12 protein-coding genes are annotated in these 11,117 nt (G+C 71.1%); 3 read left to right on the top strand and 9 right to left on the bottom strand.

The window, feature by feature from the left end:
* Nucleotides 1-123: 123 nt before the first annotated feature.
* The 5 genes from ACTWP8_RS37770 to ACTWP8_RS37750 form a co-directional block, all read right to left on the bottom strand.
* Nucleotides 124-1,404, bottom strand: coding sequence for a DUF6986 family protein (locus tag ACTWP8_RS37770; protein WP_443326575.1), 1,281 nt, complete (start codon nt 1,402-1,404; stop codon nt 124-126).
* A gap of 197 nt (nt 1,405-1,601) precedes the next feature.
* Nucleotides 1,602-2,564 carry an electron transfer flavoprotein subunit alpha/FixB family protein gene (locus ACTWP8_RS37765; RefSeq protein ID WP_443316712.1) on the bottom strand — a complete coding sequence of 321 codons (963 nt, stop codon included), beginning with the start codon at nt 2,562-2,564 and terminating at the stop codon, nt 1,602-1,604.
* 65 nt (nt 2,565-2,629) lie between these two features.
* Nucleotides 2,630-3,415, bottom strand: a complete 786-nt coding sequence (locus ACTWP8_RS37760; RefSeq protein ID WP_443326574.1) for an electron transfer flavoprotein subunit beta/FixA family protein — start codon at nt 3,413-3,415, stop codon at nt 2,630-2,632.
* A 208-nt stretch (nt 3,416-3,623) separates the two neighbouring features.
* A complete protein-coding gene (locus ACTWP8_RS37755; RefSeq protein WP_443326573.1) occupies nt 3,624-4,145 on the bottom strand; it encodes a flavin reductase family protein in 522 nt (173 codons plus the stop codon).
* Nucleotides 4,146-4,383: 238 nt separating this feature from the next.
* Entirely contained in the window at nt 4,384-4,809 is a 426-nt protein-coding gene (locus ACTWP8_RS37750; protein WP_443326572.1) for a thioredoxin family protein, read from the bottom strand.
* Between the two features lie 77 nt (nt 4,810-4,886).
* Between ACTWP8_RS37750 and ACTWP8_RS37745 the strand changes: the two genes are divergently transcribed.
* Both ACTWP8_RS37745 and ACTWP8_RS37740 read left to right on the top strand, forming a co-directional pair.
* Nucleotides 4,887-5,336, top strand: coding sequence for a DUF4395 domain-containing protein (locus ACTWP8_RS37745; protein ID WP_443326571.1), 450 nt, complete (start codon nt 4,887-4,889; stop codon nt 5,334-5,336).
* 190 nt (nt 5,337-5,526) lie between these two features.
* Entirely contained in the window at nt 5,527-6,276 is a 750-nt protein-coding gene (locus ACTWP8_RS37740) for a lysophospholipid acyltransferase family protein (protein ID WP_443326570.1), read from the top strand.
* 5 nt (nt 6,277-6,281) lie between these two features.
* Here ACTWP8_RS37740 and ACTWP8_RS37735 read toward each other — a convergent pair whose 3' ends face one another.
* From ACTWP8_RS37735 to ACTWP8_RS37720, 4 genes are all read right to left on the bottom strand, one after another.
* The gene (locus tag ACTWP8_RS37735) at nt 6,282-6,860 is read right to left on the bottom strand and encodes a transglutaminase domain-containing protein (RefSeq protein WP_443326569.1); all 579 of its coding nucleotides are present in this window, start codon (nt 6,858-6,860) and stop codon (nt 6,282-6,284) included.
* A gap of 78 nt (nt 6,861-6,938) precedes the next feature.
* Nucleotides 6,939-8,021, bottom strand: coding sequence for a threonine aldolase family protein (locus tag ACTWP8_RS37730; protein WP_443326568.1), 1,083 nt, complete (start codon nt 8,019-8,021; stop codon nt 6,939-6,941).
* The gene (locus ACTWP8_RS37725; RefSeq protein ID WP_443326567.1) at nt 8,000-8,755 is read right to left on the bottom strand and encodes an SDR family NAD(P)-dependent oxidoreductase; all 756 of its coding nucleotides are present in this window, start codon (nt 8,753-8,755) and stop codon (nt 8,000-8,002) included. Before ACTWP8_RS37725 ends, ACTWP8_RS37730 begins: the two co-directional genes overlap by 22 nt.
* 23 nt (nt 8,756-8,778) lie before the next feature.
* Complete coding sequence (locus ACTWP8_RS37720; protein ID WP_443326566.1) at nt 8,779-10,230, bottom strand: DUF6421 family protein; 1,452 nt, start codon at nt 10,228-10,230, stop codon at nt 8,779-8,781.
* 212 nt (nt 10,231-10,442) lie between these two features.
* Between ACTWP8_RS37720 and ACTWP8_RS37715 the strand changes: the two genes are divergently transcribed.
* Nucleotides 10,443-11,117, top strand: a 675-nt coding sequence (locus ACTWP8_RS37715) for a glycerophosphodiester phosphodiesterase (protein ID WP_443326565.1), incomplete at its 3' end; no start/stop codon positions are given.

Below are 11,117 nucleotides of genomic sequence, written 5' to 3'. Positions count from 1 at the left end.
ACAACGAGGGCCTCCTGGGCATCGGTGCAGACTTCGCAATCCACACCGAACCCAGAGGCCCTCACCCCTTTCAAGGACCGCTCAAGGCATGTCGCCTGTCACCAACGTCCCGGGACAGCACACCTAGGGCGTGACAGGCCGCCCGGCCAGCCGGTCGAGATCGGCGCGGTGGAGGCCGGTGAGCCCCGTGACCTCGTCGCCGTCGACGGCTCCGCAGTCGACGCCTCGGAGCAGGTAGCCGCTGAGGGCCTTGGCGGTGGCGGGCTCGTCCATGACGTCGCCGCCCGCCCGGCCCACGTACGCGGCGAGCCGGGCCGCGGCCTGCTCGAGTCCCTCGCGGTAGAAGGCGTAGACGGCGGCGTACCGGGTCGGCAGGTGGCCGGGGTGCATATCCCAGCCCTGGTAGTAGGCGCGGGCCAAGGAGCGGCGTACGAGGCGGTGGTGGAGCCTCCAGGCGTCGTGGACCTGCGAAGTGGGGCCGACGGGGAGGACATTGGTGGAGCCGTCGGAGAGCCGTACGCCGGTGCCCGCAGCCGCGACCTGCATGACGGCCTTGGCGTGGTCGGCGGCCGGGTGGTCCATGGACTGGTAGGCGGCGCTGACGCCGCAGGAGGCGCTGTAGTCGAACGTGCCGTAGTGCAGCCCGGTCGCGCGCCCCTCGGCGGCGTCGATCATGCGGGCGACGGTGGCCCGGCCGTCGGGGCCGAGGATCGACTGGGTGGTCTCGATCTGGATCTCGAAGCCGATCCGGCCCGGCTCCAGGCCGCGGGCCTTCTCGAACTCCGCGCAGAGCCTGGCCATCGCGGTGACCTGCTCGGCGTAGGTGACCTTGGGGAGGGTGAGGACGAGGCCGCCGGGCAGGCCGCCTGCCTCCATCAGGCCGGTGAGGAAGATGTCGAGCGTGCGGATGCCGCGGTCGCGGACGGCGGCCTCCATGCACTTCATGCGGATGCCCATGTAGGGAGGCGCGGTGCCGTCGGCGTACGCGTCCGCGACCAGGCGGGCGGCGCGCGCGGCGGCGGCGTCCTCCTCCGCGTCCGGGCGCGGGCCGTAGCCGTCCTCGAAGTCGATGCGCAGGTCCTCGATGGGCTCGCGCTCGAGCTTGGCGCGCACGCGCGCGTACACCGGGCCTGCGAGGTCGCCGCTCAGGTCGAGGACGGCGGCGAGGGAGGCGGCGTCGGGGGCGTGCTCGTCGAGCGCGGCGACGGCCTGGTCGCCCCAGGAGCGCACGGTGCCGGCGGTGAAGACGTCGCCGGGAACGTAGACGGTGTGCACGGGCTGACGGGTGCCCGGGTCGCCGGGGTAGCGGCGCGCGAGTTCCGCGTCCACGCGGGCCAGCGAGGCCCCGATCTCCTCGCGCACCGCGCTCGCGAGGCTGGTGGCCACCGACTCGTGCTGCCCCATTCGACACCCTCCATTTTCCGCGTTACGGAATCAACAATCCGTAGAGCGAAGCTATCTTTCGGCTCTGCCGCAGGTCAACCAACTCCCCCTGGGCAACGCGAGAGGCCCCCGCACGCACGGCGTACGGGGGCCTCTCGAACCGGGTCGGAACCGGACCGGAATCGGGTCGGACGGAACCGGGTCGGCTCCAGCTGGGGTCAGCCCTTGCGGGACTTGACCTCCTCGGTCAGCTGCGGGACGACCTGGAAGAGGTCGCCGACCACGCCGTAGTCGACCAGGTCGAAGATCGGGGCCTCGGCGTCCTTGTTGATGGCCACGATGGTCTTCGAGGTCTGCATACCGGCGCGGTGCTGGATCGCGCCGGAAATGCCCGCCGCGAGGTAGAGCTGCGGCGAGACGGACTTGCCGGTCTGGCCGACCTGGTGGGTGTGCGGGTACCAGCCGGCGTCGACGGCGGCGCGGGAGGCACCGACGGCCGCACCGAGGGAGTCGGCGAGCTCCTCGATGATCGAGAAGTTCTCGGCGCCGTTCAGGCCGCGGCCACCGGAGACCACGATCGCGGCCTCGGTCAGCTCGGGGCGGCCGGTCGACTCGCGCGGAGTCCGGGAGACGACCTTGGTACCGGTGGACTTCTCGCCGAAGGTCACGGCGAGCTGCTCGACGGTGCCGGCGGCCTGAGCGGCCTCGGGCGCGGCCGAGTTGGGCTTGACGGTGATGACCGGGGTGCCCTTGGTGACGCGGGACTTGGTGGTGAAGGCGGCGGCGAACACCGACTGGGTGGCCACCGGGCCCTCGTCGCCGGCCTCCAGGTCGACGGCGTCGGTGATGATGCCGGAGCCGATGCGCACCGCGAGGCGGGCGGCGATCTCCTTGCCCTCGGGCGAGGACGGCACGAGCACGGCGGCCGGGGACACGGCGTCGTACGCGGCCTGCAGCGCGTCGACCTTCGGCGCGACGAGGTAGTCCGTGAACTCGGGCGCGTCGGCGGCGAGGACCTTCACCGCGCCGTACTCGGCGAGGGTCGGGGCGGCGGTGTCGGCTCCGGAGCCGAGGTGGACGGCGACGGGCTCGCCGATCCGGCGGGCCAGCGTCAGCAGTTCGAGGGTCGGCTTGCGGACGGCGCCGTCCACGTGGTCGACGTAGACGAGAACTTCAGCCATGGGATTGCTCTCCTGCGATTGCGAAGGATCTGGGGGCGGTTGAGGTGATTGCCGAAGCTCAGGCCTTAGATGAACTTCTGGCCCGCAAGGAACTCGGCCAGCTGCTTGCCGCCCTCGCCCTCGTCCTTGACGATCGTTCCGGCGGTACGGGCCGGGCGCTGCGCGGCCTCGTCCACCTTGGTCCAGGCGCCCTCGAGGCCGACCTCGTCCGCCTCGAGACCCAGGTCCGACAGGTCCAGGGACTCCACCGGCTTCTTCTTGGCAGCCATGATGCCCTTGAAGGACGGGTAACGGGCCTCGCCCGACAGGTCGGTCACGGACACGACGGCCGGGAGCGACGCCTCGAGCTGCTCGGTCGCGGCGTCACCGTCACGGCGGCCGCTGACCTTGCCGTCCTCGACGGAGACCTCGGAGAGCAGCGTCACCTGCGGCACGCCCAGGCGCTCGGCGAGGATCGCCGGGAGGACGCCCATGGTGCCGTCGGTGGAGGCCATACCGCAGACCACCAGGTCGTAGCCGATGTGCTCGATGGCCTTGGTGAGCACGAGCGAGGTGCCGAGCGCGTCGGTGCCGTGCAGGTCGTCGTCCTCGACGTGCACGGCCTTGTCCGCACCCATGGAGAGCGCCTTGCGCAGCGCGTCGCGCGCGTCCTCCGGGCCGACGGTCAGCACGGTGATCTCCGCGTCGTCGGCGTCATCGGCGATCTGGAGGGCCTGCTCGACTGCGTATTCGTCGAGCTCGGACAGCAGGCCGTCGACCGCTTCGCGGTCGGTGGTCAGGTCCTCGGCGAAGTGCCGGTCGCCGGTGGCGTCGGGCACGTACTTCACACAGACAACGATCCTCAAGCTCACGCCGGCTCTCCTACTTGCATCGTCATTTCGAAGCTGCCTTGTGTTGGCAGCATAGGCGCCCTTCGGGGCGGATCCCGGTTGGGGCGGCCTGCATTCCGACCCGAAATATTACTTGTCAGTACAGTCGCCGTTCCGCCCGTAAGCAAGGCCGGTCAACTGTGACGTTGGCAACGCTGTGTAACCGAGCACGTCTGTCCCAGGGGCCTCCTCAGTCCCGCAGGGCGCCGAAGCGCCCCTGGTGGTAGAGGAGCGGACGGCCGGCGCCGTCCGGGTCACCGAAGAGCACTTCGCCGAGGACCACCCGGTGGTCCCCCGCGGGTATCCGGGCCACGACGCGGCAGACCAGCCACGCCAGCACGCCCTCGAGTACCGGCACGCCGTGCGGTCCGGTGCGCCATCGGGTGGGCGGAGCGAAGCGGTCGGCCCCGCTGCGGGCGAAGGTGGCGGCCAGCTCCTGTTGGTGCTCGCCGAGGATGTGGACGCCGATGTGCTCGGCGTCGGCGAGCACCGGCCAGCTGGAGGAGCCGGCGCCGACACCGAAGGAGAGCAGCGGCGGCTCCGCGGCGACGGAGGTGAGGGAGGTCGCGGTGAATCCGGTGGGGCGGGTGCCGTGTGCGGTGATCACGGCGACGCCGGCGGCGTGGCGGCGGAAGGCGGAGCGCAGCAGGTCGGAGGCGGCGGGTGGTGCCGCGGCGAGCCTGGGCGTAGCGAGATCGTGCGTGGCCGTCATGGAGTTGTCCTTCTCTGGGTCGGGCCGAGCGAGGAGACGTTGCTGCTCAGTCGTGACCCGGACAGCGCGCGCTCGCATACCGGACCAGGTCCACGTGGACCCGCCAGAAGAGAAGGATTCCCGACCGCATGCCGTCAGCCTGACGACCGACAAAGCTCCACGTCAAGTGCGGTCAAGGGGATGGGAGATGCATCACGCGGCCGGCCGCGTGCCCGGTCACGCGCACCGGTCATGCCGCTCACGCCGCCGGCCCGACGGCTTCGCCGAGGGCCGCGATGACATCGGCCTTGCGCGGCTGACCCGAAGCGCGGCGGACGATCCGGCCGTCCGCGTCGAGCACGAGCACGGTGGGCGTGCGCAGAATGTGCAGGGACCGTACGAGCTCCAGATGCGCCTCGGCGTCGACCTCGACATGGGTCACGCCGTCCACCATTCCGGCGATGTCGGCGAGGATCCGACGGGTGGCCCGGCACGGCTGGCAGAAGGCGCTGGAGAACTGCACGAGCGTCGCACGCTCCCCCAGTTCCGCGCCCAGCAGGTCCTCACCGAGCCGCACCTCGCCGTCACGACCGCGCACCTTCAGCCTCCCGCCGCGCCGCGTGTGCAGCAGACCGAAGACGCCCGCTACCGCGAGCACCACCACGCACACCATGAGTCCGGTCATCGCCCAGGGACAGCGTTTACGCGACCGCAAGAATTCCCGTGGCGGCAAATCCCCTGCGCTGCGGCATGCTGGGCGCCATGAGCGAGGGCACGGGTACGGGCGCAGGTACGGGCGCGGGCAAGGGCATCGACGCACGAGGACCGAGGTTCGCGGCAGCGGTGACTACGGTCGTCCTGGCCGCCGTCCTCATCACCGGCAGCGGGTGGCTGCTGGTGTGGCAGGCGCTGGCCTTCGCGGCGGGGGCGGCGGCCGGCGTGGGCAGCTCGCCGTACGGCTGGCTGTTCCGGACGGCGGTGCGCCCGCGGCTCGGGCCGGCGACCGAGTTCGAGGACCCGGCGCCGCCGCGCTTCGCCCAGGCCGTCGGCCTCTTCTTCGCCGTCGTCGGCGTCGTCGGGTACCTCGTCGGTCCGGAGTGGCTGGGCCTGGCGGCCACCGCGTGCGCCCTGGCGGCGGCCTTCCTCAACGCGGCGTTCGGCTACTGCCTTGGCTGCGAAATGTACCTTTTGCTGCGCCGAGCCGTGGGTTGACGGTGCGTCAGGCCGGACGGTACCGGGGCACCGGTCCGCGCACCGACGTGACGAGGATCTCCCGCACAAGCGCCCGCGGTGGCTGGCCGACGGACGTGCGATCAGGCACGATCGGCCACAGCGGCCTACCTACGGCCGCGTAACTTCGCCGGGAGAACCCTCCCCAGGCCGCGCAGAAGGGCCCCCCGATATGGCAGAACTCGTCTATCCGCCGGTCATCGGTCTCGCCCGCACCATGTTCAAGGCGCTCGACCTGCGCTTCGACATCCAGGGCACCGAGCACGTTCCGCGGCGGGGCGGCGCGGTTCTGGTGAGCAATCACATCGGCTATCTGGACTTCGTCTTCTGCGGCCTGACCGCCCGGCCGGCCAAGCGGCTGGTGCGCTTCATGGCGAAGGAGTCGGTCTTCCGGCACCGGATCTCCGGTCCGCTGATGCGGGCGATGAAGCACATACCGGTGGACCGGGCGCAGGGCGAGCACGCGTACGCGCACGCGGTCAAGGCGCTGCGCGCGGGCGAGATCGTGGGCGTGTTCCCGGAGGCGACCATCTCGCCGTCGTTCACGCTGAAGAACTTCAAGTCGGGCGCGGCACGCATGGCGCAGGAGGCGGGCGTTCCGCTGCTGCCGATGGCCCTGTGGGGCACCCAGCGGCTGTGGACCAAGGGCCGTCCGCGCAACCTCGGCCGCCACCACGTCCCCATCACGATGCGCGTCGGCGAGCCGATCGCCGCGGACCCGGCCGAGACGGCGCTCAGCGTCACCGACCGGGTGCGCGGCCGGGTCCAGGAGCTGCTCGAGGCCTGCCAGCGCGCCTATCCCGTACGCCCGAAGGGCCCGGACGACACGTGGTGGATCCCGGCCCACCTCGGCGGCACGGCCCCGGCTCCGGCCGAAGCGGCCGAGAGCGAGAGGGCGGGCGGCCGCGTCGAGCGGCGCTGAACCGCTCAGAGCGCGGTGGGGAGCAGCTGCCACAGGTGCGGCCGGTCGGTGGCCTGCCGCAGCGCGGTCAGGACGGCCGGGTGTGGCGCGGCATGGACGGTCGGGTAATCGGCCTCGCCGAGTCCGGGGCGTACGGGCCAGGCGAGTTGCTCGCGGTCCAGGCTGAACTGGGCGTCGACGCCCGGCTTGTTGCCGCGCGGATCCTGGCGCGCCCAGCTCTCCCGCCCCGGCAGCTTGATCGCCACGAGCCCGTGCACCATGTCGAGTCTCTGATAGCAGAGTCCGGTGGGGATGGACTCGGCGCGCAGCAGGGCGGCGAGGGCGTGGGCCTTGGCGCAGCAGATGCCGGTGCGCAGCCGCAGGACATCGGAGGCGCGCCAGGTGACGCGCGGGTCCCCGGCGTCGGCGGAGTGGGGGACGGCGTCGCGTACGAACTCGAAGGCGGCCCTGGCGTAGGAGGGCGCGTCCGGGGCTCCGGTCCGCAGCCGGGCCGCCGTCTCGCGTACCAGCGGGTGTTCGTGGTCGATGGCCTCGTCGGCCACCAGATAGGCGGACAGATCAGGCGTGTCCTGGATCAGCTGCATGTCACGACGTTAGGGCGGCGTCCGGCCCGCGGTCAATTGATTTACGGCCGAGTGCATACCTATGCGAGCCCGGGCTGCCTACTGCCTTCCCAGCTCCTCGACCAGGGCGGCCGTGAAGGAGTCCACGTCCGCCTCCGTGGTGTCGAAGGAGCACATCCAGCGGACGAGGCCCGCCGCCTCGTCCCAGAAGTAGAAGCGGAAGCGCTTCTGCAGCCGCTCCGCGACATCGTGCGGCACCTTCGCGAAGACCGCGTTGGACTCCACGGGGTGGACGATCTCCACGCCGCCCACGCCGCCCACGCCGTCGGCGAGCCGCCGCGCCATGGTGTTGGCGTGCCGGGCGTTGCGGAGCCACAGATCCCCGGCCAGCAGGGCCTCCAACTGCACGGAGACGAAGCGCATCTTCGAGGGCAGCTGCATGGAGAGCTTGCGCACATGTTTCATCGCCCGCGGGGCTTCCCGGTTGATGACGACCACGGCCTCGCCGAACACCATGCCGTTCTTCGTGCCGCCGAGGGAGAGGATGTCGACGCCGACGGCGTTCGTGAAGGCCCGCATCGGCCGGTCGAGCGACGCAGCGGCGTTGGCCAGCCGGGACCCGTCGAGGTGCACCAGCATGCCGCGCTGGTGGGCGTGTTCGCAGATCGCCCGGATCTCGTCGGGGGTGTAGACGGTGCCCAGCTCGGTGCTCTGGGCGATCGAGACGACCTGCGGCATGGCACGGTGCTCGTCGTCCCAGCCGTACGCCTCCCGGTCGATCAGCTCGGGCGTGAGCTTGCCGTCCGGCGTCGGCACGGGGAGCAGCTTGAGCCCGCCGACGCGCTCGGGCGCCCCGCACTCGTCGACGTGGATGTGCGCACTGTCGGCGCAGATCACCGCGCCCCAGCGGTCGGTGACCGACTGCAGTGCGACGACGTTGGCGCCGGTCCCGTTGAAGACCGGGAACGCCTGCGCGGTCTGCCCGAAGTGGCTGCGTATGACGCGCTGCAGAGCTTGCGTGTACTCGTCCTCGCCGTACGAGATCTGGTGACCGCCGTTGGCCAGCGCGAGTGCCGCCAGGATCTCGGGGTGCGCACCCGCGTAGTTGTCGCTGGCAAAACCGCGCAGCTCGGGATCATGGCGCCGCTTGGCGTCGGTGGTCACGGTTGCGGGGTCAGCCACAGGCGGTGTCCGTTCACTTCCTCGGCGGGCCGGTCCCAGACGCCGGCGATGGCCTCGGCCAGGTCCTTGACGTCCGTGAAGCCCGCGAACTTCGCGTTGGGTCGCTCGGCGCGCATCGCGTCGTGCACCAGCGCCTTCACCACCAGGATCGCAGCAGCCGCCTGCGGGCCCTTCTCGCCCCCCTCCTTCTTGAAGGCGTCGGCGAGCGCGAGGGTCCAGGCCTCGGCGGCGGCCTTGGCCGCGGCGTACGCGGCGTTGCCGGCCGTGGGCTTGCTGGCCCCGGCCGCGCTGATCAGGACGTAGCGTCCGCGGCCGCCCCGCTGCAGGGCGTCGTGGAAGGCGAGCGAGGTGTGCTGCACGGTCCTGATCAGCAGGTTGTGCAGGTGGTCCCAGTCGGCGAGCGGGGCGTCGGCGAAGGTCTTGCTGCCGCGCCAGCCGCCGACGAGGTGAACCAGGCCGTCGACCCGGCCGAACTCCTTCTCGGTGCGGTCCGCCCACTGGCGGGTCGCGTCGAGGTCGAGCAGGTCGACGGTCTCGCCGGTGACAGTAGCGCCGCCGTGGGCGTAGCGCGCCGCGTCGACGGCCTCGGCAAGCCGTGCGGGGTCGGCGTCGCAGGCGACGACGATCGCGCCCGCCTCCGCGAGGCGCAGCAGCGCCGCGCGTCCCGCGGGCCCTGCCGCACCGGCCACCGCGATCACCGCGCCGTCGAGGGACCCCGTACCGTTGCTCGTCATGCTCGCCGCCTCTCCGGCCTCGCTCACGCGGCCCCCGCCGCAAGCGTCGGCTCCACTGATGCGTCTTTCGCCGCGCTCATCGACTCGGCGCTCCCGGCACTCCGAGCGGTGATGCCCTTGGTGGAGGCGATCACACCCTTGAGCTTCTTGGCGAGCGCCTCGTAGAACATGCTGAGCGGAAACTCGTCCGGAAGCACGTCGTCCACGAGCTTGCGCGGCGGCTGCGTCAGGTCGAGCGCGTCGGGGCCCTTGGCCCAGGTGGAACCCGGGTGCGGGGCGAGGTAGGCCGAGACGAGTTCGTACGCGGCGAACCAGTGGACCAGTTTGGGGCGGTCGATGCCGTCGCGGTACAGCTTCTCGATCTCGGCGCAGAGCTGGTTGGTTACCTGTGGGGCGCGGTCCCAGTCGATGTGCAGGGTGTTGTCCGTCCAGCGTACGACGTCGTGCTGGTGCAGATAGGCGAAGAGCAGCTGCCCGCCGAGGCCGTCGTAGTTGCGGACCCGCTCGCCGGTGACCGGGAAGCGGAACATCCGGTCGAAGATCACCGCGTACTGCACGTCCCGGGCCTGCGCGACCCCCTCGGCCTCCAGCTTCACGGCCTCCTTGAAGGCGGTGAGGTCGCAGCGCAGCTCCTCCAGGCCGTACATCCAGAACGGCTGGCGCTGCTTGATCATGAAGGGGTCGAACGGCAGGTCGCCGTGGCTGTGGGTGCGGTCGTGGATCATGTCCCAGAGGACGAATGCCTGCTGGCAGCGGGCCTGGTCGCCGATCATCGCGCGGACGTCCTCGGGCAGGTCCAGGCGCAGGATGTCCACGGCCGCCTCGGTGACCTTGCGGAAGCGGGCGGCCTCGCGGTCGCAGAAGATGGCGCCCCAGGTGAAGCGCTCGGGGGCCTCGCGCACGGCGATGGTCTCCGGGAAGAGCACCGCGGAGTTGGTGTCGTAGCCGCTGGTGAAGTCCTCGAAGGTGATGCCGAGGAAGAGCGGGTTGTCGAAACGGGTGCGCTCCAGCTCGGCGAGCCAGTCGGGCCAGACGACGCGCAGCACCACGGCCTCGAGGTTACGGTCCGGGTTGCCGTTCTGGGTGTACATCGGGAAGACGACGAGGTGCTGGAGGCCGTCGGCCCGCGCCTGCGCGGGCTGGAAGGCGAGCAGCGAGTCGAGGAAGTCGGGCACCTCGAAGCCGCCGTCGGCCCAGCGGCGCAGGTCGGCGACGAGCGCCCGGTGGTAGGCCGCGTCGTGCGGCAGCAGCGGGGAGAGCTCCTCGACGGCGGATATGACGCGGCCGAGGGCGAGCTCCACCGTGGCGCGGGTGGGGGCGCCTTCGGCGCCGAAGTCGATCGAACCGTCCTTGGACTGCCAGGGCCGGATCTCCTCCACGGCATCCTTGAGGGCAGGCCAGGCCCGGTGGTCGATCACGCGCTCCGCGGAGCCGACGTCACCGCCCCTGCGGTCCTGCGCAAGAATTTCCGTCATAACTCACCCTCCACGGGAGAACCTCGCGTTAAGACACCGTATCCATACGAGGATCTCCCGCTCAAGCGGGGTTGCCGAAAATTGTCCTGCTCACCCCCGCCTTCACCGGCCTTTTTCCTGCCAGGGAGATTCTGGCGCGGCATGGTCCGCGGAACGGTGTGAGCCGTTAGGCTGCGGCACCGCCGGTCGACCCGCACCGAACGGAGACATCCTTGACATTTCTCACCATCGGACACCGCGGACTGATGGGCGTCGAGCCGGAGAACACCCTTCGGTCGTTCGTCCGCGCCGACCACGAGGGCCTGGACGTCATCGAGCTGGATCTCCACCTCAGCAAGGACGGCGCGCTCGTGGTGATGCACGACGCCGAAGTGGACAGGACCACCGACGGCACGGGACCGATCGCCGACTTCACGCTCGCGGAGCTGCGCGAGCTGGACGCGGGCGACGGAGAGCGCGTCCCGGTGTTCGAGGAGGTCCTCGACGCGGTGAAGGCGCCGCTTCAGGCGGAGATCAAGGACGTCGCCGCAGCGCGCGCGCTGGCCGAGGTCATGATCCGCCGCGACCTGGCGGACCGGGTCGAGGTGATCTCCTTCCACGACGCGGCGCTCGCCGAGATCCGCCGGCTGCTGCCGGGGGTGCGTACCGCCCTGGTCGCGAGCCGGTACGGCACGGATGTCGTCGACCGCGCGGTCGCGGTGGGCGCGGGCATGCTCGTCCTGAACATCCGGCGGCTCACCCTGGAGGTCGTGGAGCAGGCCCGCGCGGCCGGGCTGAAGGTCATCGGATGGGTCGTCAACACCCAGGACCACCTGCGGCTGGTCCGCGCCCTGGGCCTGGACGGCGCGACCACCGACTTCCCCGAGATCAAGCGCACCTGCCGCTTC

Origin of the sequence: Streptomyces sp. 7N604 (genome assembly GCF_052245475.1) — a bacterium.
In the GTDB taxonomy this organism is placed as follows: Bacteria; Actinomycetota; Actinomycetes; order Streptomycetales; family Streptomycetaceae; genus Streptomyces.
Note: the sequence above shows the minus strand (reverse complement) of the source record. Positions and strands in the feature narration are given on the sequence as shown.